We start from the raw sequence: 24,174 nt of genomic DNA on the forward strand, positions 1-24,174 counted from the left end.
GACCGCGTCCGACTCTTCGATCGCCCTCCGAGACGCGATACGTCCCCGGTACCCGGCCTGTACCTCCGAAGTCGCTCTTGTATGGTTTTATATTCCGGGGAGTAAACCACGGCATATGGGATTCGACGACATGGACGTCGGGACGATTTGGCAGGACGGTTCGTTCGTCGACTGGGACGACGCGACGGTCCACGTTCTCACGCACGGTCTCCACTACGGCTCGGGTATCTTCGAGGGCGTCCGGTGTTACGACACCGAGAACGGCCCGGCGATCTTCCGCTGGGACGAGCACCTCGAACGGTTCTTCCAATCGGGGGACCCCTACGATATGGAGCTTCCGTACTCCCGCGAGGAGCTCACCGAGGCGACGCTCGAACTGCTTCGCCGCGAGGAACTGGAGTCCTGTTACATCCGCCCGGTCGCCTTCTACGGCTACGGTTCTCTCGGTGTCAGCCCGAAGGACAACCCGGTGAACGTCGCCATCGCGGCGTGGCCGTGGGGCGCGTACCTCGGTGAGGAGGCCCTCGAACGGGGCGTCGAGGTGATGATCTCCTCGTGGCGCAAGCACGCTTCCAGTCAGATTCCGACGAACGCGAAGACGACCGGACTCTACGTCAACTCGATGCTCGCCGGCGAGGAGGCCCGCCGCAACGGCTACACCGAGGCGATCGTCCTGAACAAGGAGGGCAACGTCGCCGAGGGACCCGGCGAGAACATCTTCCTCGTCCGCGACGGCGAGATCTACACGCCCGGGCTCTCCGAGAGCATCCTCGACGGCATCACCCGCAACACCGTGATCGAACTCGCCCGCGAGCGCGGATACACCGTCCACGATCAGGCCAGTATCTCCCGCGGCGAACTCAACACCGCCGACGAGCTGTTCTTCTCCGGGACGGCCGCCGAGGTCACGCCGATCCGGAAGGTCGACAACGTCGTCATCGGCGACGGCTCCCGCGGTCCCGTGACCGAGGAGCTCCAGCAGGCGTTCTTCGATCTCGTCGAGCGGCGGACCGACGCCCACGACGAGTGGTTCACGTACGTCTAGACACCCACCTTTTTACTGCGGAGGGGTCCTGCGGACCCCTCCGCGCAAAAACCTGTCTTGCTGAGCGGAGCGAAGCAAGGCTCGTGAGACGCGCAGCGTCTCACGGCGGAGGGAAAAACTCCCCGCGTGGAAACCGCACTGCCTCCGCCCCGCACCACCTCCGCACTGCCTCCGCTCCGCACTGCCCGGATTACTTCGATTCGACATTCGTTTCGCTTCGATCGTTTCCGGCCGCTACCGCGGCTTCGACGCCGGTGAACAGCCCGTGAACCCCGGGGAACAGTCCGGCAACAAAGAGTGCGCTGTATGAAAGTTGAACGCCGACGACGAACGCGTCGCTCGCGAGCCCGTACGCGAGCAGCGCGACCGCGAGCCGATCGCGACCTTCGACGTGTGGTACGCGTACGTCATCTCATTCGTCCGTCCGCGCGTCGATATCGATCGGAGACGTCTGCTCGTTCTCTCCGAACCCGGCGGACAGCACCCGCGTCAGCGCCTCCTCGACGCTCTCGTCCGTCTCCGTGATGTCGGCGCGGTCGACTTCGAGCACGAATCCCGTGGTGATGTTCGGTGCCGTCGGCATAAACAGGACCACGCGGCCGTCGTCGGTCGTTTTCCCGGTCTTGAACGCCGTCATCCGCATCCCGTTCCACGGCTCGATCTTCACCGGCTTCTGGAGGTCGTCGGTGCCGGACACCGCCGTCTCGACCGCGAGTTTCGAGGCGTTGTAGAGGACGCGAATCAGCGGGACCCGGTTCATCGCGGCGTCGAGGTACGTCTCGAACAGCCGTCCGATCGTCGTCCGCATCAGATAGCCGACCGAGAGCACGAGCATCACGAAGACGACGACGGCGACGACGAAGCCGAGCGGTTCGTCCAGTCGTCGAATCACGGGCAGATCGACGATTCTCGAGTAAAGGTAGTTGAGGACGAGTAAAATGACGAGAACCGGCGTCAGGACGATCAGTCCGCTTGCGAAATCGCGCCTCCAGGAGGACATCTCTCGGTACGTACGTCTCACTGGGGGGTTAAAGTGACTGGTGTCGACGCGGTCGCTCCGTGCGGTCGATCCCGTCACCGGAACCGGACATTCTTTTGCGCTCGCCGTCGCAGCCGACACCGATGCTCGTTGATCTCGTTGTCGTCGCGTTCTGGGCGATGCTGCCCGCGTACGTTCCGAACAACGCCGCCGTCCTCGCCGGCGGCGGCGCGCCGATCGATGGCGGTCGCACGATGGGTGACCGACGCCTCCTCGGCGACGGCAAGACGTGGCGCGGAACGGCTGTCGGGACGGCCGTCGGCGTTCTCCTCGCACTCGGACTCAACGCCGTGGGTCCAGCGGTCGTTGCGGCCGTCGACGTCGATCTCCCGTCGTTTCCCTTCCTCGCCGCGTTCGGCCTCGCCTTCGGCGCGATGCTGGGAGACATCACGGCGTCGTTCCTCAAGCGCCGGACGGGCCGCGAACGCGGCGCGGCCTTTCCGGTCGTCGACCAACTCGACTTCGTCGCCGGGGCGCTCGCCTGCACCGCGCTCCTCGACTACGGGTGGTTCACAGAGACCTTCACGCTTCCCGTGCTCGTCGTCGTCGTCGTGCTCACGCCCGTACTCCACGTCGTGACCAACGCCATCGCGTATCTGCTCGGCCTGAAAGACGAACCGTACTAGACACCCACCTTTTTGCACGATGGGTTCGCGACGCGAACCCATCGTCCAAAAACCTGGAGGGAAAAATGCCGCCGACGAACGGCCGAAGGCCGTGATGTCGGCGGTGAACCGCTCGCTCACTGCGTTCGCTCGCGGATGCTCAATACAGCCTTCAGACCTAACAAAAACGTGTTTTGAAAGAACGGGTCTGATAGTGTCGTAATGCACCAGTAGTATCTTGGCAAGATTTATTTGTAGAGCGTAAGGGTTCAACTTATGTTTCGTAGAACGTCGATGACCCTACGGCAAGGGGGAGCCTTTGCCATATGGGGATTCGGAGTCCTCCTCGTCCTCGGGCTTTGTTTTGCTGTTCTACAGATAAGAGGCAATGAGCTGCTTGTGATTGCAATTGTCGTCAGCTTTGTGTCGTTCTGGACTATATTTCTGCCACTCTGGCGACGTCTCCCGGAAGACTGGAGACGAAGTTGACCACTCAATAGTCGAGTTAGGCTCAACACACAAGCTCGCTTTGACAGGAAATCCACTCTCACAAACCTGAAATAAATCCTCTGCGTAGTTCCTCGTCTCCGGCCGCCTCCGCTCGGAATCGTCCCGTTTAAGCGCCTCGCCCGCTCGTTCACATCCAATGGCGAACGACGAACTCATCGAGGCGCTGCGCGACGCCGACGCCGTTCGGTTCGGCGAATTCGAACTCTCTCACGGCGGCACCTCGGAGTACTACGTGGATAAGTACCTCTTCGAGACCGACCCCCACTGCCTCCGGCTGATCGCGGAGGCGTTCGCAGCGGAGTTAGACGGCGAGAAACTCGCGGGCGTCGCCCTCGGCGCGGTCCCGCTCGTCGCCGTCACGAGCGTCGAAACCGACACGCCGTACGTCATCGTGCGAAAGCAGGCTAAGGAGTACGGCACGGGCAACCGCATCGAAGGTCGACTCAGCGAGGGCGAGGAAGTCGTCGTCCTCGAAGACATCGCCACCACCGGGACCAGCGCGCTCGACGCCGTCGAGGCGCTTCGCGACGCCGGCGCGGTCGTCGACCGCGTGCTCGTCGTCGTCGACCGACAGGAAGGCGCGCGCGAGCGACTCGCCGATGCGGACGTCGAACTCGACGCGCTCGTCACGGCCGAAGACCTCCTCGCAGATAGCTCCTAGCCCCGTCGCCGTCGATCGCGCTCTTGCCGCTACTCGCAGTCGGTATCTCGCGCGGACGCCAGTCCCGCCGTCGCCCCACCCTCACGGCATCCATAATCGTGGTGTTTCCAGCGTGCATACGGATCGACATATTCATACTTACGCAACCTCGCACATCGAAGTATGAACAGAGCGGAGAAGGCTGCCCTCCAGCTACAGTCTGTTGCGGTTCTGCGGATGCTCAAAGAGACGCGCACGTACGACGAACTCGCCGAGCTCACCGAGCTCCCGGCGGGCGACCTCAACCGGTACGTCAACGGGCACGTCCTCCCCGGGACCGAGCGCGCCCGCGACGTCGTCGAGGGAGTGGGCCGCGAGGCGCTGGCGGCGGAGCTGCGCGCCCGCGTCGAGTTCGACGACGAGGGCTACGTCGACAACTCTGCAATTGTCTTCGATCAGTCCTTCCTCGATCTCGTCGCGCCCGCCGCCGCCAACGCGCTCGGCTTCGAACGCCCGGATGTCGTCCTGACGGCCGCGACCGACGGTATTACTCTCGGCGCGGCGATGGCGAGCTACTTCGACGCCCGCGTCGCGTACGCGAAGAAATCGAAGGAGACCGCCGTCGAGGAGTTCATCGAATCGCGTCAGCGCCTCGCCTCCGGTATCGAGCTGACGTACTACCTCCCGCAGCGGGCGCTCACCGGCGGTGAGAGGGTCCTGATCGTCGACGACCTCATCCGCTCGGGCGAGACCCAAGAGCTGCTTCTCGACATCGCGAAGCAAGCGGGCGCGGAGGTCACGGGGGTCTTCGCGCTGATCGCGGTCGGTGACGAAGGAATCGATCGGGCCCGTGAACTCACCGACGCGCCGGTCGGTGCGCTCACGACGTTCGAGGACGACTAGCACATCCGATCACCGATCACCGTAACGGAACGTAGGCGCGGTTTGTCCGGCGGCGTGAACTGATTTCATTTCAACTGACAATAGAAATGTTTATCCGGTAAATCCGTGCTATGCTCAGACGTGCATTATGGGGATCAGTGAAAGCGTCTCAGAGTACTTTGGTGTGCAAGAACACGGATCATCAGTCCGTACCGAACTTCTCGCTGGACTGACAACATTCCTGACGATGTCGTACATCGTCGTCGTCAACCCGGCAATTCTGATGGGTGCAATCTCCATCGAGGGCTACTCGGAGGGCCAGATTATGTCGATGCTCGCCATCGTCACGATCATCGCAGCCGCGGTGGCGACATTCGTTATGGCAGTCTACGCGAACCGGCCGTTCGCGCAAGCCCCCGGGCTCGGACTCAACGCGTTCTTCGCGATCACCGTCGTCGGGATCCTCGGCGTTCCGTGGCAGACCGCACTCGCGGCCGTCGTCGTCGAAGGGATCATCTTCATCATCCTCACGGCGATCGGCGCGCGGGAGTACGTGATAAACCTCTTCCCCGAACCCGTGAAGTTCGCGGTCGGGACCGGTATCGGGTTGTTTCTCGCGATCATCGGGCTGCAGGCGATGGGCATCGTCGTCGACGACCCCGCGACGCTCGTCGGGCTCGGATCGGTTGCCGCTGATCCGGTCGCGATCGTCTCCGTCTTCGGTCTCTTCTTGACGCTGGCGCTGTACGCCCGCGGAATCCCGGGTTCGATCATCATCGGGATCGTCGCGACGACAGTTATCGGCTGGCTCGTTACCGCTTTCGGGCCCGTCGCGGCCGACGCTGGATTAGTCGCCGGTTCGACGGGGGCCACGTACGACATCACGCCGCTGGCGGGCGCGTTCGTCTCCGGCTTCGGGAACGTCGAGGCGTTCTCCTTCGCGCTCATCGTCTTCACGTTCTTCTTCGTGGACTTCTTCGACACGGCGGGAACGCTCGTGGGCGTTGGTCAAGCGGGCGACTTCCTCGACGAGAACGGGGATCTCCCCGACATCGACAAGCCGCTGATGGCCGACGCCATCGGGACGACCGTCGGCGGAATGCTCGGGACTTCGACGGTCACCACGTTCATCGAGTCCGCAACGGGCGTCGAAGAGGGCGGACGGACCGGACTGACCGCACTCACCGTCGCCGCGCTGTTCATCGCCTCGCTCGCGATCGTTCCGCTTGCCACGGCTATCCCACTGTACGCCTCACACATCGCGCTCGTCGTTATCGGCGTCGTGATGATCCAGAACGTCGTCGACATCGACTGGAGCGACCTGACGAACGTGATCCCTGCCGGGCTGACGATCCTCGTGATGCCCTTTACGTACTCGATCGCGTACGGTATCGCTGCGGGCATCGTCTCCTATCCCGTCATCAAACTCGCCGCGGGCGAGCGCGAAGACATCCGACTCGGCCACTGGGTGCTCGCGGGAGCGTTCGTCGTCTACTTCGTCGTCCGGACCGGCGGCGTCCTCGCCGCGCAGGTGTAGCGGCTCTCGGCGTCCCACTCGGGTTGATTTCGCAGCGTCCCACTCGATTCGATTTATTCCACGGACCGCAAGAGATTCACCCACCAACTCGTGAGTACAGTACGTGAACGTTCTCGCGCTCTCTCGGACCACCGCAGTTCGACTCCTCGTCCTGCTGGTGATCCTCTCGCTGCTCGCACCCGCTGTCGTCTCGGCGCTGACGTACGATCCCTCCGAGGAGACGACCCTCGAGCGAGGCAACATCACGAGCGCCGCGAACAACTCCACCGTCATCAGCGCGCAAGGGTACACCTTCCAAGGGAACACGAACCCGAAAAAGCCCGCTCGCCTCGTCTCGGTCGACGAGCGCGGCAATCTCGAATGGGTACACGACGATAGAGTCGGCGGCGACGCGTGGTTCTTCGACGTCGATCCGATGCCGAACGGGAACCTGCTCGTCTCCTCGCCGCGGGCGGGCGACACGCTCGTCTTCGAGCTCGACCCCGACACGCAAGAGCGCGTCTGGGAGCAGCGCTTCGATATGACCGACACCCACGACGTCGCGTATCTGGGCGACGACCGCATCGCGATCGCGAATATGCGGCAGTGGAACGAATCGGCCGACAGAAGCGACGACCGGATCGTCGTCTACAACCGCTCGACGGAGGAGTTCACGTGGGAGTGGTACTTCCGGAACCACTACCCACCGAGCACCGACGGCGGCTACAACGACGATTGGTCTCACGTCAACGACGTCGACAAGATCGACGACGACCGACTGCTCCTCTCGCCGCGGAACTTCGATCAGGCGATCGTCGTGGATATGGAGACGAAGGAGATCGTCGAACGCCTCGGCAGCGATCAGGAGTACGACGTGCTCCGCGAACAGCACAACCCCGACTGGCTGCTCAGCGAGAACGGCACGCCGACGATCCTCGTCGCCGACAGCGAGAACAACCGGATCGTCGAGTACGCCAAGGAGGACGGCGAGTGGGTCCGGACGTGGGAGGTCGGCTCCGAGTCGCTCAACTGGCCCCGGGACGCCGATCGACTCCCGAACGGCAACACGCTCGTCACCGACACGCTGAACCACCGGGTGATGGAGATCACGCCGACCGGCGAGGTCGTCTGGGAGTACTACGCGACGTGGGGTCCGTACGACGCCGAGCGGATGGGAACCGGCCCGGAGTCGTCGGGCCCGACGATCCGCGATATGAACGCCAGCGGGACGTACGCGATCACCGGCAGCGCGAACCTCACGGCCGGTGGCGAGGGGAGCGTCGGCTTTGACGGTCGGATTCGCGCGACCTTCGCCGACACGCCGCTCGAAGAACCGATGAACGAGTTCGCGACTCGCTGGGCGCACGTGACACCGTGGCTTCGCCCCGTCTGGATGTCTGGCTGGGACTTCGTCTGGGCGATCTGCGCGGTGCTCGTCGGAGTAACGTGGGCGAGCGGCGAGCTGATTGTCGGGCGACACAAGATCGCAGCCGGAATCCGTCGCCTCGTCGACCGGTGACTGACGTCGCTCTCGCCCTGAACGGTCTCTCGGAACGCCTCTGTGCGTTTTCTACGCACTCGACCACGTGACTCTTTACGTCGGCGTTCCTACCCGGACGTGATGTCTGATCTAGTGCTGTACGAACTCGAAGGCTGCCCGTACTGTGCGAAAGTGATTGACAAGCTGAACGAACTCGGCTTGGAGTACGAGTCGGTGAAAGTCCCCTCCGCGCACAGCGAGCGGACGGCAGTCGAGGAGATCAGCGGCCAGACCGGCGTTCCCGTCCTCGTCGACGAGGCGAACGGCGTCGAGGGGATGCCCGAGAGCGACGACATCGTCGAGTATCTCGAGGAGACGTACGGCGACGCGGCGAGCTGAAGCGGGCCAAACGGCGAACCGGGCGCGAAACGCCGTCGTCCGAGGCGAGCGATGACCATTCGCTAACGAGTGTTCTTTTGTGGACGCGATGAACGCGTTTCGTCGGCGACGATACCCGAACCGCTAGCTACTGGGGCGAATCGTTAGCTACTGAGACGAACCGCTAGGCTTCGGTCGGTTCCTCCGACCGGTCGCGGATGAGGTCGCGGATCTCGTCGGGGTCGTCGATGTCCGCCAGCTCCTCGCAGCTGACGAGTGCGGTCCCCTCGACGGCGTCGCGCTTCGACTGCCCCTCGGTGAAGTACACCGACCGCGTCCGCGTGACCTCGCCGAGCGAGGACATAATCCGCGCGCGCTTCTCGGCGCTGCGCGTGAAGGTCGAGTGACCGGTGAGCATCGGCATGAAGCCGGTCCGGCGGTCGTCGTCCTCGCTGACCGCTTTGAACGGCGCGCGAGCGGTCGGATGGACGGTGAATCCCGCCCGCGTGAGGACGTGCACGACGTGCTCGTCGCCGGATTCGGGGTCCGGATCGTCCGGAGTCGGTTCGGCGTCGCGGACGTCTTCGGCCCCCTCCATCACCTCCACGGGGCTCGAAAACGGCTGGTCGAACATCTCTTCGAGTTGGATCGCGACGTCGATGCTCGCGTTCATCCCGTCTTCGTACTTCGAGACGGTGCGCCGGGAGACGCCGAGCTCCGTCGCCAGTTGGCCGAGGCTCCAGCCGCGTTCTCGTCGTTCGTCCGCGAGGAGGTCGCCGTCGATGTTGACGTACAGGCCGCCCGGCGCGGCGTAGATGAGCGGGGGGACGCCCTCGACGAACAGCTCCATCGCGGTGTCGGGATTGAACACGGGTACGCCGTGGCGGAAGTAGACGACGCCGGGTTTCAGGTCCTCATCGCGGGTTCGCAGGCCGACGACCATCGGCGTCGCGTTGAGGTAGGTTCCCAATCGCCGCATCTCCTCGCCGGTCCTCCCGTCGAACGCGTCGATGTTTCCGAGGATTTTGAGGAGTACGAGGTCCTCGCCCCGCCGCGCGGCGACGTCGAAACTCTTCGGTCGGATCGCACAGCGCTCGCTGACGAGAAATCCCGCGTCCTCGAGCATCGCCGTAATGTTTCCGACTATCGCCGACCGAGACATAGGCACATATAGGGGAGTCAGCCCATATATGCGTTGTGCCGCCGGAACCGCCCGCGTCCGGTGGTTTTGCGGTTTACAAGTCCAGCTCGGTCGCGTCGCTCACCTCGAACTGCGTCACCGTGGGCTCGCCCGCCAGAATCTCCGGCAGGCGCGCCTCGAACTCTTGGAAGTGCGCCGACCCCGCGTGCGCCTCGAAGGCCGGTTCGTCCTCGTACCGCTCGAAAAACCGGAGTACGGTCTCGTCGTCGACGTCCACCGCCGCGCGGTACTCGACGGTTCCCGGTTCCTCGTTCGACTCCTCGACGAGCGCTTCCTCTCGGTGCTCCGGATCGATCGGAAAACTCGCGTGGAGTACGATCATCGGACAAATGGTGTCGCCATACCGACAAATATCCTGCGCAACCCCCCAATCGTCGCCGCGTCCCGAAAGCCGTTAGCCGCCGCGCCGCCTACCCGAGGCCGATGACCGTTATCGGCCTCGACGATACCGACTCCCGCGAGCGGGGGATGTGCACGACGTACCTCGCGACGCGGCTCGCCGAGCGTGTCGTCGCCGAGGGCGGAGCGGTCGATCGCCGCCTCTTAATCCGCCTCAACCCGGCCGTCGAACACAAAACACGCGGTAACGCGGCGCTCGCGCTCCACACCGACATCGACCCCGAGCGAGCGCTGGAACTCGCCGTCGCGGAGTTGGAACCGCTCGCCGAGATCGACGACCCTCGGACGAGTCCCGGCGTCGTCGTCGCCGACGGCACTCCCGACGCGGTCCCCGACGATGTCGCAGATTTCACCCACAGTGCGATCCGCGACCTGCTCGATCCGGCCGACGCGCTCACCACTATCGACGAGTTCGGCTACCGCCACCACGGGTGGGAGGGCGGCCGCGGCCGAATCGGTGCGCTCGCCGCCGTCGGTGCGTGGGCCGCCCTCGACGAATGGACGTACGAGCACATCTCCTATCGGGCGTTCGAGCGCTGTGGGTCACCACGTGACGTCGACGAGGCGTCCGTCTTCGCGGCGGCCGACCGATTCTATCCCGACGCGTGGGACACCGTCGACCGCACCGAGCGGCAGGCGGTTTGCGTCCCCAACGCGCCCGGTCCGATCCTCTACGGCGTCCGCGGCGACGACCCTGACGTGGTCGTCGATCTCGCCGATCGAATCGAGAGCGAGCCGATCGAGCGCTCGGCGACGTTCCTGACGAACCAGGGGACCGACGCGCATCTGCGCGACGGCGCGATCGGTGACCTTCGCGACGGTCGCGCCTACCGCGTCGACGGCACTGTCGCGAACGACCCGGAGACGCGGCGCGGTGGGCACGTCTTCTTCGAGCTTGCGGGTGGGGACCGCGCCGATCCCGCGGCTCCCGACGGCGGGATCCCCGGCGACACCCGTCTCGACTGCGTCGCCTTCGAGCCGACGAAGCGCTTTCGCGACCGGATCAGAGCGCTCCGCGTCGGCGACGAACTCACCGTCTGCGGCGAAGTGAGCGGTGGGACGCTCAAACTGGAGAAGTTCGCCCTCGACTCCCTGCGACGGACCGAGGAGACGAACCCGACGTGTCCCTCCTGCGGTCGCTCGATGGCGAGTGCCGGTCGCGAGCAGGGCTATCGCTGTCGCGACTGCGGAACGTCGACTGCGGAGCCCGCGACCGTCTCACTCGATCGCGACCTCGAACTGGGGTGGTACGAGGTCCCGCCCTGCGCGCGCCGGCACATCGCGAAGCCGCTGATCCGTGGCGGATTCGACGCCCCGATTCACCCCGAGCGGTGAGCGGGCGGTCGCAGTCGCGATCCGATTCGATCCAATTCGACCCGCTCACTCCTCGACGACCAGAACCTCCGTGTTCGATCTCCGGTCGACGTACTGACTTCCCGAGGGCGGCTTCACGTCGACGACGAGCGTCCCGGTCTCTTGATTCGCCCGCGTGTCGACGTCGACAGTAACACTCGCGACCCCGTTCGCGTCCGATCTCGCCGTCACGACTCCCTCCATCTCGGCGCTGCCGTCTTTCACTATCACCGTCGCGCCCTCGACGCCGTCACCGTCGTCGTCGACGACGACGAGTTCGAGCTCCTGTTCGCCCGGCTCGACAACGTCCGGCGTTGGCCGCACGTCGAGTTCGGAGACGGCGAGCCCCTGCACCCCCGAGAGCATATTCAGCATCACGCTCATCGTGGCGACGCCCACCACGAGGGCGATGACGAGTCTGATCGGCAGTCCTTCGATCGCGCGGTCGTCCCCGGCGAACCGTCCGAGTTCGTCGAACATACCGCCCGTGGTCCCGTCTCCGTATATAAACGCTCGTCCGGGGGTTCAAGTCGGATGGCGCGGCCACTCCCTACGATGCACACAGAGGTACTCGGTCGGGGCGACGGTGCCGACGCCGCCACCGACGACGCAGCGCCGACTGCGGCACCGACGTTCGCCGGACGGTTCGGCCACCACCGCGCCCGCGACGGCAGCCGCGGCGCGCCCGTCGCGATCGATTTCGACCGCCCGCACGCCGCGCTGGTGGTCGGCAAACGCGGTTACGGCAAGTCCTACACGCTCGGGGTACTCATCGAGGAAGCGGCCCGAACGCCCGGCGTCGCGCCCGTCGTGATCGATCCGATGGGCGTCTTTCGCGGTCTCGAAGACGACGCCTCGGGCGAGGCCGTCCCGACACGGGTCGTCGAGGAGCCGCGTATCCGCGCGGACGCGATCCCGGCGGCGAACTGGCCCGCGCTCGTCGGCACCGAGCCGGACCGCCCCGTCGGCGCGCTCGTCTGGCACGCCGCGGCCGCGGCGGCGACGCTCGACGGAATGTGCGAGGTCGTTTCCGACTCCGACGCGACGCCCGACGTCCGCCGCGCGGCCGCCAACCGCCTCCGGCGCGCCGCCTCGTGGGACGTCTTCGATCCCGACGGGTTGGACGCGCGGTCGCTCGGAGATGGGTCAGCGACGGTCCTCGATTGCTCCGCGCTCGACGACGCGCCGTCGAACGCCGTCGCCGCCGGCGTCGCGGCCGCGCTGTACGACAGCCGGCTCGGCCGGTCGGCGTCGGACGGAGATGGGCCATCCCACATCGACCGCCTGCCCTGGCTCTTCGTCGACGAGGCGCACGTCTTCTTCGAGGGCGTCGCCAGCGCACCGCTCCGCACGATCCTCACACGCGGCCGCGCACCGGGCGTCTCGCTCGTCGCCGCCACGCAGCGACCGAGCGCCCTTCCCGCGGTCGCCGTCTCGCAGTCCGATCTCCGGATCGTTCACCGACTGACGGCCGGTTCGGACATCCGCGCGCTGGCCGCCGCGGATCCCGCCTACGTCGACGGCGACCTCGCGGCATCGATGCCGACAGAACCGGGTGAGGCGCTCGTCGTCGACGACACCGCTGAAGCGACTCGTACGGTCGCGATTCGCGCGCGCGACACCCCACACGGCGGATCGAGCTCTCGGGCTTCGGCGGTGGCGCGGTCCGTCCACTGCGGAGTGAACGCCACCGAAACTGACGAGTAGTCGCACGGAAAATGGCACTCGATGGCCGATCGGCTCCTCCCGGTGCTCGTCGCCCTCGGCGGCTTCCTCGGGGCGACGGCGCGCTACCTCGTCGGCACGGTCGCCGGCGGCCCAATCGGGACGCTCCTCGTCAACGTCGCCGGGAGTTTCGCGCTGGCACTCGCCGTCGGGAACGTTCGATCGACGCGCCTGCGGACGCTGCTGATGACTGGGCTGCTCTCCTCGTTCACGACCTACAGCACGTTCGCCGTCGAGACGGCATCGCTCGGGCTAGAACTTGGAATCGCCAACGTCGTCGCCACATACGCGCTCGGCTTCGCCGCCGCGTTCCTCGGACTCCTCGTCGGGAGGCGATGGGCGTGACGGCCGTCGTCGCCGACCTCCTCGGCGCGCTCCCCACGCCACTGCTCGTCGGCCTCGGCGGCGCGTTCGGCGCGCTCGTTCGCTACGGCGTCGATCTGGGACTCGACGGCGGTCGACGGAGCACGTTCGCGGTCAACGTCCTCGGGAGCGTCGCCCTCGGCGCGCTCGTCGCCTCCGCGCCCGCGGACGCGACGCTCGCGCTCGCTGGGACGGGATTCTGCGGCGCGTTCACGACGTTCTCGTCCTTTGCGGTCAACGTCACCCGCGCTGTCGACGCGGGCGACTACCGGCTCGCGGTCGCCGACGCCGTTGGGACGCTCGCGTCGGCGCTCCTCGGCGTCGGGATCGGTTTTTGGCTTGGTGGCGGTTGGTAGAATCCGTGCTCGGGAGCCGTCGAACATCTGTGCTTTGGCACGCGATTGCTGATTGACCGACTGTCGGGCGGACTGAAGGGGCCGCGCTCTCGACGAAGACGCGCGAAGTAAGCACTGCAGGAGTGAGCGGAGCGAACGACGAAGCGCACAGCGAGCGCATCGAGTCGAGAGCGCGGGGGCTTCCGAGTGGGTACTGTTCTATTGCGTCAATCGACTCGTTCCACTGAGAACTCGGCGGGATTTGAACTTCACTCGTTCCGCTTCGCTCCACTCGCTAGTTCAAATCCCGCTGTGAGCGTTTTCCGACATCGGGCTCGCTCGTCGCTTCGCTCCTCGCTCGCGTAGATGTCGGAAAAAGCGCCCGAGGCGGGATTTGAACCCGCGTCACGACCGTGACAGGGTCGTATGATGGGCCACTACACCACCCGGGCACACCGTCGGAGCCAAGCACAAAGCGCCCGAGGCGGGATTTGAACCCGCGTCACGACCGTGACAGGGTCGTATGATGGGCCACTACACCACCCGGGCTTGCTCCATCTCCTCGTAGCCCGGTAGTCTAATTAAGACTTATCATCTGACGGCGGCGTGGGAGCGATCCCCGGGGCGTCCGGCGATGGCTCTCGGCCGCTGTGAGTCTCGTCGAAAACGTGGCCGAAGCGTTCGGTTCGCGCGAGCGGTACGCCGGTCGAACAGGAAACCGGGCCGTCAGGCGTCCGCGGGGGCTGCGGCGGCCGCTTCCTCGGCTTCCTTCTCCTCTTTCTCTTCTTCTTCCTTTTTGTTCTTGATCTTTTTCAGTCGGAAGATCTCCTCGCGTTCCTGCTCTTCGAGCTTCTGTTCGATGTACTCCTTGTTCTCGTACAGTTCCGGCAGGAGCTTGAACTCCAAGGCGTTGACACGGCGCTTGGTCGTCTCGATCTCGGTGAGCATCTTCTTCATCGCGGTCTCGACCTCCGCGGCGAGGATGATCGTTTCGAGCAGCTCCTCGTAGGCGTCGGCGGCCTCGTCGATTCGCGCCGAGGAGCCGAGCAGGCCGTAACCGCGCTGATCGAGGCTCTTCTTCACGCGCGAGGACTCGATCTGCGGGACGACGACGCCCATAATGTTCTTCGATTGGGTCGTGATCTCGGGGTGTTCTTTCAGCGCCGCGGCGGCACCGCGGACGGCGACGTCGCCCTCCATCGCCCGCGCCATATTGATCTTCTCTTGGGCGGTCTGGTAGTTCGCGTCGAGTTCCGAACGGACGTCTTGGGCCTGATCCAGAATATCCATAAACTCCATAATGAGGCCGTCACGCTTCTGTTCGAGCGTGTCGTGACCTCGTTCGGACAGTTGGATGCGATCCTCGATCGCCATCAGATTCTTACGGGTCGGTTTGACGTCTTCGGCCATCTTGTAGAACGCTAGTGAACCGAGGCTGTTAACCTTTTACTGTTCGCCCCGGATTCGGGTGCGACCGGCGCTCTCACCCCGATCCGTCCACGTCACGGTCGCGACGTGTGGACTCGCGATTACGAGGCAACGAACTCCCGATTACGACGTACAACATCCCGAGTACGACGTTCGAGATCCATTCGGATGTCACGCTACCGGGTCGCGGTCGGTGCAAAAATAATTCGTCCACAGGGGGACGCCCGTGCCGACTCGAATACCGATCAGTCGGCCGTCGCTTCGGCTTCCGTGTTGTCGGCGTCGGTCGCGTCCTCGTGGTAGTACTCCTCGATGAAGTCCTCGTCGACGCGGTTGAGTTCCTCTTTCGGCAGCATCGAGAGGAGTTCCCAGCCGATTTCGAGCGTCTCCTCGAGCTCGCGGTTCGTCTCGAAGCCCTGATCGATGAACTCCTCTTCGAACCGGTCGGCGAAGTCGAGGTACTTGTTGTCGCGATCCGACAGCGCCTCGCGGCCGACGATGTTCACGAGGTCGCGCAGGTCCTCACCCTCCGCGTACGCCGCGTACATCTGATCGGAGACGTCGGCGTGATCCGCGCGGGTGAGCCCCTCGCCGATGCCGTCGTCCATCAGTCGCGACAGGCTCGGCAGCACGTTCACCGGCGGCTGCAGGCCCTGACTGTTGAGGTCGGGGTCGACGTAGATCTGCCCCTCGGTGATGTAGCCGGTCAGATCCGGGATCGGGTGCGTGTCGTCGTCGCCGGGCATCGTGAGGATCGGAATCTGCGTGACCGAGCCGTCACGGCCTTGGATCCGGCCCGCGCGCTCGTACAGTTGCGCCAGGTCGGTGTACATGTATCCGGGGTAGCCACGTCGGCCCGGGACCTCCTCGCGGGCTGCACCGATCTCGCGGAGCGCCTCGCAGTAGTTGGTCATGTCCGTCAGGATGACGAGCACGTGGTAGTCCTTCTCGAAGGCGAGGTACTCCGCGGTCGTCAGGACCATCCGCGGGGTGACCGTCCGCTCGACGGCGGGGTCGTCCGCGAGGTTCATGAAGACCACGGAGCGCTCCAGCGCGCCGGTGCGCTCGAAGTCCTCCATGAACTCGTTGGCCTCTTCTGCCGTAATCCCCATCGCGCCGAAGATGACGGCGAACTCGGAACCTTCGCCCTCTCCTTCTTCCTCTTCGGGCACACTCGCCTGCCGGGCGATCTGCATCGCCAGTTCGCTGTGCGGCTGGCCCGAACTGGAGAAGATCGGGAGCTTCTGGCCGCGAACCAAGGTGTTCATCCCGTCGATTGCGGAGACACCCGTCTCGATGAACTCCTCGGGATACTCCCGGGAGTAGGGGTTGATCGCCGCGCCCACGATGTCTTGGCGCTCCTCGGGGACGATGTCCGGGCCGCCGTCGATCGGCCGGCCGGACCCGTCGAGCACCCGTCCGAGGAGGTCCTCGGTGACGGGCATCTTCATCGTCTCGCCAAGGAAGCGAACCGATGCGTGCTGGTCGATACCGCTGGTGCCCTCGAACACTTGGATGGCGACGACGCCCTCCGAGGATTCGAGCACCTGACCGCGCAGGGTCTCGCCTTGGGCCGTCTCGATCTCGACGATCTCGTCGTACCCGATCGCCTCGTCGACCTCGGCGAACACCAGCGGACCGCTGATCTCGGTGATTGTTTGGTACTCTTTCATTGTTAGTAGAGACTCCGGAGCTCGTCTGCGATGTCCGATTTGAGTTCGTCGACGTACTCCTCGTAGTCCTCTTGGACACCGATCCGGTTGATCCGCGGCACGGACTCGACGTCGATGATCTCCTCGACCGGAACGCCCGCTTCGAGCGCGTCGAACGCCTCGTCGTGGAACGTCTCGATCGTCGTCAGCATAAGGTACGTCTTCTCCGGCGGACAGAAGGTGTCGACCGGGTGGAACGCGTTCTGCTGCAGGTACGCCTCGCGCAGGTAGCGCGCGACTTCCAGCGTCAGCTGCTGGTCCTCCGGCAGCGCGTCCTTGCCGACGAGCTGGACGATCTCCTGCAGTTCCGCCTCCTCGTCGAGGACGTCGACCGCCCACTGGCGCTTATCGGGCCAGTCGTCGGAGACTTCCTCTTGGAACCAAGGGTCGAGCTGGTCCTTGTACAGCGAGTAGGACTCGTTCCAGTTGATCGAGGGGAAGTGCCGACGCTCCGCGAGGTCGGCGTCGAGCGCCCAGAACGTCTTCACGATACGCAGCGTGTTCTGGGTGACCGGCTCGGAGAAGTCGCCGCCGGGCGGGCTGACCGCCCCGATCGCCGAGACCGACCCCTCGGAGCCGTTGATGTTCTCGAAGTAGCCGGCGCGCTCGTAGAACTGTGAGAGGCGCGCGGCGAGGTACGCGGGATAGCCCTCTTCGCCGGGCATCTCTTCGAGGCGCGAGGAGATCTCGCGCATCGCCTCGGCCCACCGCGAGGTGGAGTCGGCCATCAGCGCGACGTCGTAGCCCATGTCGCGGTAGAACTCCGCGATGGTGATCCCCGTGTAGACGCACGACTCGCGCGCCGCAACGGGCATATTCGACGTGTTCGCGATGAGCGACGTCCGGGCCATCAGCGGGTTCCCCGTCGAGGGATCCTCGAGCTCGGGGAAGTCGTCGATGACCTCGGTCATCTCGTTCCCGCGCTCGCCGCAGCCGACGTAGATGATGATGTCGGCGTCGGCGTACTTCGCGAGCTGGTGCTGGGTGACCGTCTTCCCGGAGCCGAACGGCCCCGGAATCGCGGCCGTCCCGCCCTTCGCGATCGGGAACAGGCCGTCGAGGATCCGCTGCCCCGAGACGAGCGGCGTCCGCGGGGTCTTCTTCTCGACGGTGGGTCGGGCCTCGCGGACCGGCCACTCCTGCAGCATCGTGACGTCCTCGCCGTTGTCGAGTTCGGCGACCGTCTCCTCGACGGTGAACGACCCGGACTCGACGGAGACGATCTCCGCCGTCTCGCCCTCCTCGAGGGCGTCCGGCGGGACCATCACCTTGTGGTCGATGGTGATCGTCTCCTCGACGACGCCGACCACGTCGCCGCGGCCGACTTCGTCGCCCTCCTCGACGGTGGGCTCGAACTCCCACTCCTTGTCGAGTTCGATGCCCGGCGCGTCGACGCCGCGGTCGAGGTACGGGCTCCCCATCTTGTCTTCGAGGACGTCCAGCGGACGCTGAACGCCGTCGTAGATCGTGTCGAGAAGGCCCGGACCGAGGTCGACGCTCAGCGGCTCCCCCGTGTTCTCGACGGGTTCACCGGGGGCGATCCCCGACGTCTCTTCGTACACTTGAATCGTCGTCGTGTCGCCTTCGATCTCGATGACTTCGCCCATCAGACCCTCGTCGCCCACGTAGACGACGTCGTTCATTCGGGCGTCGAGATCGCGGGCGACCACGACGGGGCCACTCACGCTCGCGATGATGCCGTCCTCGCGGACGGCTTGCTCTGTCTGACTCATATATTAATTGTCCTCCTCCATCAGATCGATTCCGATGGCTCGCTTGATCTGGTCTCGGAGGCCGCCCGCGCCCGCGCCGCCGCCGAGCGTGACCAGCGTCGGTTCGATGCTGGTCTCGACGTCGTTGCGGACCGATCGGGAGAGGTACTCGAGGTCGTCGTCGTGCATCACCACGATGCCGACGTTCTCGTCTTCGAGTACCCCGCTCACGGCCTCGTCGAGCTGTTCGTCCTTCTCGTCGTCGGCGACGGTCTCGAACTTCCGGACGCCCGCGAGGCGGAACCCGGTCGTGAAGTCGGGACTGCCGATGACGGCGATCTCTTGGCTCATAGGATCACCAGCTCCCGTTCGATCTGCTCCTCGGGCAGGCCCGCCTCGCGTCCCCGCGCGATGGCGCGAATGTTGTCGACTTCGCGCTCCTTCGCGAGGATGTACGACGCGATCGGCGTGATCGACAGGGGGAACACGTGGCCGAGTGCCTCCGTGTATTCGAGCAAGGCGACGTCGAGGGCCCGCTCGAAGTTGATGAGGCTCTCCGCGGACTCGAGTTCGTCGAGCGCCGCAGAGAGGTCGTCACCGTACTTCGACTCGCGGATCTTCGTGACGAGCTCGTCGCGGTTCTGCGACAGCGTCGAGAGCTCGCTCGCGTTGAAGAGCGACCCGCCGTCGATGTAGTAGTCGGCGGGGTCGATGTCCGCGCCGCTCTGAGCGAGCCGAAGCGCGTTCCGGGCGTTCCGGAAGTCGATCTCGGCCTCGAGGAACTCGCGGTACTGCTGGGTGGCCTCGTCGACGACGAGGTCCTCCAATAGATGCTCGTAGTACGTCCTGTCGACCGCGTTTTCGAGGGGCACGAGGACGCCGGTGTCCTCGTAATCGCCGTAGGCGTCTTCGAGCCCGGGACCGAAGATCGTCCCCGAGAGGCGGTCGACGACGTCCTCGATGGTCGGCGCGTCGAGCAACTGATCGAGCAGTTCCTCGTCGAACTCGCCGGCCCGGATCAGATCGTCCGCGATCGCGTCGCGGTCGGCCTCCGAGTAGATGCCGCGGATGACGGTCTTGACGTTCCACGCGTCGAATTTTCGCAGATAGCGCGCGATCAGGTCGTACAGCCGACCGTCGGCCCAGCGGAGGAGGTCGTCGAACTGCTTCGCGAGGTTTCGGTTGAGGGCGTACTCGATGAGGTCGACGCCCGAGTGCCGCGAGCCGAGCGCGTTGATCTCGGCTTCGTAGTCGGACTCCTCCATGAACCGAGCGATCTCGGCCGGACCCATCCGAATCAGTTTGCGGTACTCTTCGTCCCCGTAGAGCGCGCCGGAGCGCGCTCGCACGCGGGCCGTCACGTACTCGGGGTTGGAACCGCCGGCGGAACTCATTGGTCGAACAGTCTCTCGCTGACGTTCTTGAGGTTGTTCTCCCAGACGCTTCCGAGAACCGAGTCGAACGTGTTGTTCACCCGAACGCGGGAGCTCTCGCCTTCGACGACGACACCGCCGAGGCAGTCGTACTCTCCGGCGTACTCGAAGCCGTCGTGTTCCGCACAGAGCGTTTCGAGCAGCTCTTCGTCGCCGGCGCGTCCGTACACCGACACGGACTCACCCTCGTCGAACTCGTCGGTCGCGTCCTCCAAGAGCGCGCGGGTCAGTTCCTCGCGCTTCTCGTCGGGAAGCGAGGCGAGTTCGTCTTCGACCCGACTCCGGACGTCTTCGAGGACGTCGCGGCGGGCTTCGAGCCGTTCTTGCTTCGCTTCGAGCTTCGCGCTCGACAGCGCCTGTTCGCGCTCCTGTTCGATCTGGCGCTCGACGGATTCCTTCCGCGCTTCGAGGAGTTCCTCGGCGTCAGTCTCTGCCGTCTCGACGATCTCGTCGGCGCGACGCTCGCCCTGCTCGCGAATCTCTTCCGCACGCGCGCGGGCTTCGTCTCGGATGTCTTCGACGACGTTGTCCAAACTCATTGATGGAAAGAGCGGGGGGCGTTCAGACCAGGAATACGACGACGAGCGCGAGAATGACGAGCGTCTCCGGCAGAACGGTCAGGATCAGACCGTTGACGAAGAGACTGTCGTCCTCCGCGATGGCTCCCATCGCGGCCGCGCCGATGCCGCGCTCGGCATACCCTGCGCCGAAAGCCGCGAGGCCGACCGCGAGCGCGGCGGCGGCGGTTGGTTCAAGAGCCGGGGCAGCTTCTGCCTGCTGTAGGAGTGCTTCGAACATTGTTGGTAGTGTTGACCGGATAGTCGTCTCCGAACGTGCGTAATTGAACCCACGTATCTCATAAAGCTTCCCAAACTGACTCGCCGCAACCGGTGCGAAGCGCCCGGACTCGCCCGTATTCGACCGATTTGAGAATGAGTGACACGGGGTTTCGAATCGAGCGTACCGGAGGTTCCGAAAGCGAGGATGCGACCGCACCCGCGAGCGCGATGCGCTCGGTGCGGTGACCCCTCCCGCGTCAGTCCTCGGTCGTGAAGCGCCGCTCGTAGCCGAACGGTTCGTACTCGCGGCCGCCGCCGTCGAAGAACTTGTTGAAGAACTCGACGTATTCGAGACGCACCGCCTGCAGGCCGGCGCTCGTGACGCCGAGTGCGAGGACGAGCAGGTGGCCGAGCACGAGCACGAGCAGTCCGATCAGGATCGTCGCCGCGTCGCCGTGGACGAGCCCGCCGAACATAATCTCGGTCACTTCGTAACCGTGGTAGCTCAGCGTCTCACCCTGCCCGAGCGCCGCCACGGCCTCCGCGTCCGGCATCCCGGTGAGACCGAAGTGCCAGCCGCCGTGGTCGTCGACGTACACGCCGAAGAACAGGAGATTGACCGTGAAGGCCATCCCCGCTTTCGCGAGCAACACCGCGGCGATACGCGTGTACGAGAGGACGTTCACGAGGACGTTCAGGAACTCGACGACCTCGATCGGCTCGCCGATCGCGAGCAAGAGGAGACCGGCGATGAACACGAGGAGCGGGACCGTGATCGGCCCGACGCCGGGGATGGTGAATACTTCCATCGTCGGGAAGCCGCTGAAGCCGAGCGGGATAACGCCCTCGCTGGAGAACGTCGTGTAGAGGAATCCGGGGGCGACGCTTGCGAGCGCGTCGCTGAAGACCCACACCCACAGACCGTTCATCATCAGTAGCCACGAGCCGTTCTCGTAAATCGCGTGTTCGAGGTCGTGTAGCTGGTAGTCCTCGATGAAGCCGAAGATCCACGCCACGTTGAGGTGGAAGATGCCGATGAGGACGCTCACGACGAGCCAGCCGCGGGCCCAGTCGATGCCGGCGGGCGAGAGGCCCTTCTCGATCGGCGGGTGCGCCAGTCCGAGCGCGCCCTCCCAGAAGTACGTCGAGATGACGTGCAGGCCGAACAGTTCACCGTAGAGTACCCCGAAGATCGCCGTGAAGATCCCTGCCGCGATCGTCACGCCGCCCATGCTCCGGAACGCCGGCCGGTCCGCGAAGTTGGTGTAGAGGTAGTAGCCGATCGCGGTGTAGATGATCCCGTAGCCGAGGTCGCCGATCATGAACCCGAAGAACGCCGGGAACGTCAGAAAGAGGATGATCGTCGGATCGAACTCGTAGTAGCTCGGCCGGTTGACGGCCTGTACGAGGATCTCGAAGGGTTTGACCGCACCGGGATTGTCCTGCACCGTCGGCGGTTCGTCGTTTTCCATAACGACTGCGCTGCCGCCGTCGGCGCGGGCCTGCGAGCCGCCGTCTGCGGCCGCCGCGGCTCCACCGTTGCCACCTGCGGGTACCTCCTCGCGGACGTGGTCGGTCCCGTCCTTCGAGAAGGTCGCGCGCTCTAACTCCTCGACCTCGACGCGGTCGCCGACAGCGTCGGTGACTGCGCCCTTGAACTCCGTGTAGCGCTCCGAGGGAATCCAGCCCTCGGCGATGAAGGCGTTGTCCGTCGTCGCAAAGGACAGCGGCGCTTCGGTCTTCTGGACGTCGATCGAGAGCTTCTCCTCGGCGGCGAGTAGGAAGCCCGCGGCGTCAACTTTCTCGGACTCCAGCTCGTTCTCGACGGTCGAGAGCTTCGATTCCAGTTGCTGTTTCTCGTGTTCGAGCTCGGCCTTGTAATCGCTCGGCTCCTCGTTCCCGTCGGTTTCCGGAATCTCGTAGGCGGTGAAGTCCGCGCTCACCAGCGCGTCGACGAGCGCCGAATCGTCCGCGTCCGCAGCCGGTCGAGCGAAGACGGCGAGGACGTCGTTACCGGCGAAGATTTCGTGTGAGCGGAGCTCGTCGGCGTCGATGACCGCGCGCTCGATGGTGTCGCGGTCGCCGGAGCCGACGGCGACCTGCAGCGTGTCGTAGCCCGAGAGCAGGTCGAGGTCGATTCCGAGGTCGACGAACGGCTCGACGGCGTCGAGCCGGTCTTCGAGCGCTCGGATCTCCTGACGGAGCTCCTGTCGACGGTCGTCGAGTTCGTTGACGTGGGTCCGAATCTCTTCGAGTTCCTCGTCGAGCGCCTCGTCGGTGACGATGCGCGTCGGCCCCGCGTCGTCGGCGTCGACGTCGAGAATGCTCTCTAGGGAGCGAACCGTGACGAGTCGGTCGGAGGACTCCTCGGCCCCTTCGACGGGGTTTCCCGGGTCGAAGCCGTCCCACGATCCGTCGTACTCGGTGACGTGCAGGAGGTTCAGGCCGTGAGCGGTCTCGATGACCTCGTCCATCACGGCTTTCGATCCCGTCACCGAGACCTTGCTCATCTGCTCAGGTCTGAGCATGTACCGCCTCCTCGAACTGACTGATCGCGTATTCGACCGCCTCGTCGGCGTTCTCCTCGGCGGACGCGACCAGTTTCTCGCGGGCCTGCTTGCCCTCTTCGATGAGCTCCTCGCGCTCGGCCTCGATCTCCTCGCGGGCCTCGGCGAGCCGCTCGGATTCGTACTCGTCGGCCTCCGTCTCTGCGTCGGCGCGGATCTCCTCGGCTTCGCGACGCGCTTCCTCGATGCGCTCGTCGCGATCCTCCTCGGCCTGTTTCACGATGTCTTCGGCCTCGGATTCCGCCGTTTTGATCCGTTCGAGAACCTCTGGTCTCGGCATACTCGTATCACCGAAACGTTGCGCAAGCGGCGTATAAGGTGTTTGCGAAACACCGTCACCACGCGCTCGCGAAACACCCGCTCCACACGTTCGCCGATCCGCCGTGAGACGGGAGCGGATCCGCACCGTTATGATTCTCCCGTTCCAACCGCCGTCCGATGGGTGTCCTCGAAGACAAGGCCAACGCGCGCCTGTTCTACAAGTACCTCTCGAAGGTCTACGACCGGATCAACCCCTTCATCTGGAACGAGGCGATGCGCGACGAGGCGCTGGAGTGGTTCGACGTACGGCAGGGCGATCGCGTGCTCGACGTCGGCTGCGGCACCGGCTTCGCGACCGAAGGCCTGCTCCGCTACACCGACGACGTACACGGCCTCGATCAGAGCCGCCATCAGATGGAGAAGGCGTTCGAGAAGTTCGGCTCGCGCGACCGCGTGCGGTTTTACCGCGGCGACGCGGAGCGACTCCCCTTCGCCGACGACTCCTTCGACGCCGTCTGGTCGTCGGGATCGATCGAGTACTGGCCCGATCCGGTCGCGGCGCTGACGGAGTTCCGCCGCGTCGTCAAACCCGGCCACACGGTCCTCGTCGTCGGCCCCGACTACCCGAACAACCGCATCTTCCAGCATCTCGCGGACGCGATTATGCTCTTTTACGACGAGGAGGAGGCCCAACGGATGTTCGAGGAGGCCGGCTTCGTCGACATCGAACACCACATCCAACAGGCGTATCCCGGGAGCCCCCGAGCGATCACGACTCTCGCGCGTGCGCCAGAGGAATAATCTAGGACCC

At 65.0% G+C, this 24,174-nt stretch carries 25 protein-coding genes and 2 tRNA genes; 12 read left to right on the top strand and 15 right to left on the bottom strand.

The window, feature by feature from the left end; all coding sequences use genetic code 11:
- Nucleotides 1–115 precede the first annotated feature (115 nt).
- Nucleotides 116–1,045, top strand: a complete 930-nt coding sequence (locus U5919_RS11495; protein ID WP_336024439.1) for a branched-chain amino acid transaminase — start codon at nt 116–118, stop codon at nt 1,043–1,045.
- 412 nt (nt 1,046–1,457) lie between these two features.
- On the opposite strand, the gene U5919_RS11500 is transcribed toward U5919_RS11495, so the two are convergent.
- Nucleotides 1,458–2,045: a DUF502 domain-containing protein gene (locus tag U5919_RS11500; protein WP_336024442.1), complete on the bottom strand. Its 588-nt coding sequence runs from the start codon at nt 2,043–2,045 to the stop codon at nt 1,458–1,460.
- Between the two features lie 122 nt (nt 2,046–2,167).
- Here U5919_RS11500 and U5919_RS11505 point away from each other — a divergent pair, with 122 nt between their 5' ends.
- The 6 genes from U5919_RS11505 (at nt 2,168) to U5919_RS11530 (ending at nt 8,116) form a co-directional block, all read left to right on the top strand.
- A complete protein-coding gene (locus tag U5919_RS11505; RefSeq protein ID WP_336024445.1) occupies nt 2,168–2,710 on the top strand; it encodes a CDP-2,3-bis-(O-geranylgeranyl)-sn-glycerol synthase in 543 nt (180 codons plus the stop codon).
- Between the two features lie 625 nt (nt 2,711–3,335).
- Nucleotides 3,336–3,860: an orotate phosphoribosyltransferase gene (pyrE, locus tag U5919_RS11510; RefSeq protein WP_336024447.1), complete on the top strand. Its 525-nt coding sequence runs from the start codon at nt 3,336–3,338 to the stop codon at nt 3,858–3,860.
- Nucleotides 3,861–4,022: 162 nt separating this feature from the next.
- Nucleotides 4,023–4,742, top strand: a complete 720-nt coding sequence (locus U5919_RS11515) for a phosphoribosyltransferase family protein (protein ID WP_336024449.1) — start codon at nt 4,023–4,025, stop codon at nt 4,740–4,742.
- A 127-nt stretch (nt 4,743–4,869) separates the two neighbouring features.
- Nucleotides 4,870–6,258, top strand: a complete 1,389-nt coding sequence (locus tag U5919_RS11520) for an NCS2 family permease (RefSeq protein ID WP_336024451.1) — start codon at nt 4,870–4,872, stop codon at nt 6,256–6,258.
- A 103-nt stretch (nt 6,259–6,361) separates the two neighbouring features.
- The gene (locus U5919_RS11525) at nt 6,362–7,756 is read left to right on the top strand and encodes an aryl-sulfate sulfotransferase (protein WP_336024452.1); all 1,395 of its coding nucleotides are present in this window, start codon (nt 6,362–6,364) and stop codon (nt 7,754–7,756) included.
- A 102-nt stretch (nt 7,757–7,858) separates the two neighbouring features.
- Entirely contained in the window at nt 7,859–8,116 is a 258-nt protein-coding gene (locus U5919_RS11530; protein ID WP_336024454.1) for a glutathione S-transferase N-terminal domain-containing protein, read from the top strand.
- A gap of 163 nt (nt 8,117–8,279) precedes the next feature.
- On the opposite strand, the gene U5919_RS11535 is transcribed toward U5919_RS11530, so the two are convergent.
- On the bottom strand, nt 8,280–9,257 hold the full coding sequence (locus U5919_RS11535; RefSeq protein ID WP_336024457.1) for a transcriptional regulator: 978 nt from the start codon (nt 9,255–9,257) through the stop codon (nt 8,280–8,282).
- Nucleotides 9,258–9,330: 73 nt separating this feature from the next.
- Complete coding sequence (locus U5919_RS11540) at nt 9,331–9,618, bottom strand: putative quinol monooxygenase (protein WP_336024458.1); 288 nt, start codon at nt 9,616–9,618, stop codon at nt 9,331–9,333.
- A gap of 101 nt (nt 9,619–9,719) precedes the next feature.
- On the opposite strand from U5919_RS11540, the gene U5919_RS11545 reads away from it, so the two are divergent.
- Entirely contained in the window at nt 9,720–11,030 is a 1,311-nt protein-coding gene (locus U5919_RS11545; protein WP_336024459.1) for a TiaS agmantine-binding domain-containing protein, read from the top strand.
- Nucleotides 11,031–11,075: 45 nt separating this feature from the next.
- Here U5919_RS11545 and U5919_RS11550 read toward each other — a convergent pair whose 3' ends face one another.
- Complete coding sequence (locus U5919_RS11550; protein ID WP_336024461.1) at nt 11,076–11,528, bottom strand: DUF7382 domain-containing protein; 453 nt, start codon at nt 11,526–11,528, stop codon at nt 11,076–11,078.
- A 75-nt stretch (nt 11,529–11,603) separates the two neighbouring features.
- On the opposite strand from U5919_RS11550, the gene U5919_RS11555 reads away from it, so the two are divergent.
- The 3 genes from U5919_RS11555 to U5919_RS11565 are packed head-to-tail and all read left to right on the top strand — an operon-like array spanning nt 11,604 to nt 13,492.
- Nucleotides 11,604–12,755, top strand: coding sequence for an ATP-binding protein (locus U5919_RS11555; RefSeq protein WP_336024462.1), 1,152 nt, complete (start codon nt 11,604–11,606; stop codon nt 12,753–12,755).
- Nucleotides 12,756–12,776: 21 nt separating this feature from the next.
- Nucleotides 12,777–13,118 (top strand): fluoride efflux transporter FluC, encoded by a 342-nt coding sequence (locus tag U5919_RS11560; protein ID WP_336024464.1) that lies wholly within the window; start codon nt 12,777–12,779, stop codon nt 13,116–13,118.
- A complete protein-coding gene (locus U5919_RS11565) occupies nt 13,109–13,492 on the top strand; it encodes a fluoride efflux transporter FluC (RefSeq protein WP_336024466.1) in 384 nt (127 codons plus the stop codon). The genes U5919_RS11560 and U5919_RS11565 overlap by 10 nt, the downstream gene beginning before the upstream one ends.
- Before the next feature lie 358 nt (nt 13,493–13,850).
- On the opposite strand, the gene U5919_RS11570 is transcribed toward U5919_RS11565, so the two are convergent.
- From U5919_RS11570 to ahaH, 11 genes are all read right to left on the bottom strand, one after another.
- Nucleotides 13,851–13,923 (bottom strand) — tRNA-Asp (locus tag U5919_RS11570).
- Between the two features lie 24 nt (nt 13,924–13,947).
- Nucleotides 13,948–14,020 (bottom strand) — tRNA-Asp (locus U5919_RS11575).
- A 177-nt stretch (nt 14,021–14,197) separates the two neighbouring features.
- Entirely contained in the window at nt 14,198–14,881 is a 684-nt protein-coding gene (locus U5919_RS11580; RefSeq protein ID WP_336024467.1) for a V-type ATP synthase subunit D, read from the bottom strand.
- Between the two features lie 263 nt (nt 14,882–15,144).
- Nucleotides 15,145–16,572, bottom strand: coding sequence for a V-type ATP synthase subunit B (locus U5919_RS11585; RefSeq protein ID WP_336024469.1), 1,428 nt, complete (start codon nt 16,570–16,572; stop codon nt 15,145–15,147).
- 2 nt (nt 16,573–16,574) lie between these two features.
- Nucleotides 16,575–18,344 carry an ATP synthase subunit A gene (locus U5919_RS11590; protein ID WP_336024471.1) on the bottom strand — a complete coding sequence of 590 codons (1,770 nt, stop codon included), beginning with the start codon at nt 18,342–18,344 and terminating at the stop codon, nt 16,575–16,577.
- Nucleotides 18,345–18,347: 3 nt separating this feature from the next.
- Entirely contained in the window at nt 18,348–18,674 is a 327-nt protein-coding gene (locus U5919_RS11595; RefSeq protein WP_336024472.1) for a V-type ATP synthase subunit F, read from the bottom strand.
- Nucleotides 18,671–19,717 carry a V-type ATP synthase subunit C gene (locus tag U5919_RS11600; protein WP_336024473.1) on the bottom strand — a complete coding sequence of 349 codons (1,047 nt, stop codon included), beginning with the start codon at nt 19,715–19,717 and terminating at the stop codon, nt 18,671–18,673. Before U5919_RS11600 ends, U5919_RS11595 begins: the two co-directional genes overlap by 4 nt.
- Nucleotides 19,714–20,295 carry a V-type ATP synthase subunit E gene (locus U5919_RS11605; RefSeq protein WP_336024475.1) on the bottom strand — a complete coding sequence of 194 codons (582 nt, stop codon included), beginning with the start codon at nt 20,293–20,295 and terminating at the stop codon, nt 19,714–19,716. The genes U5919_RS11600 and U5919_RS11605 overlap by 4 nt, the downstream gene beginning before the upstream one ends.
- Nucleotides 20,296–20,317: 22 nt before the next feature.
- A complete protein-coding gene (locus U5919_RS11610) occupies nt 20,318–20,554 on the bottom strand; it encodes an ATP synthase subunit K (protein ID WP_049985092.1) in 237 nt (78 codons plus the stop codon).
- 238 nt (nt 20,555–20,792) lie between these two features.
- Complete coding sequence (locus tag U5919_RS11615) at nt 20,793–23,063, bottom strand: V-type ATP synthase subunit I (RefSeq protein ID WP_336024479.1); 2,271 nt, start codon at nt 23,061–23,063, stop codon at nt 20,793–20,795.
- A complete protein-coding gene (gene ahaH, locus U5919_RS11620) occupies nt 23,050–23,382 on the bottom strand; it encodes an ATP synthase archaeal subunit H (protein WP_336024481.1) in 333 nt (110 codons plus the stop codon). The genes U5919_RS11615 and ahaH overlap by 14 nt, the downstream gene beginning before the upstream one ends.
- A 158-nt stretch (nt 23,383–23,540) precedes the next feature.
- Here ahaH and U5919_RS11625 point away from each other — a divergent pair, with 158 nt between their 5' ends.
- Nucleotides 23,541–24,164, top strand: coding sequence for a methyltransferase domain-containing protein (locus U5919_RS11625; protein ID WP_336024482.1), 624 nt, complete (start codon nt 23,541–23,543; stop codon nt 24,162–24,164).
- The last annotated feature ends 10 nt before the right edge of the window (nt 24,165–24,174 follow it).

The organism is Halobellus sp. LT62 (assembly GCF_037031285.1).
GTDB classification, from domain to species: Archaea; Halobacteriota; Halobacteria; order Halobacteriales; family Haloferacaceae; genus Haloquadratum; species Haloquadratum salinisoli.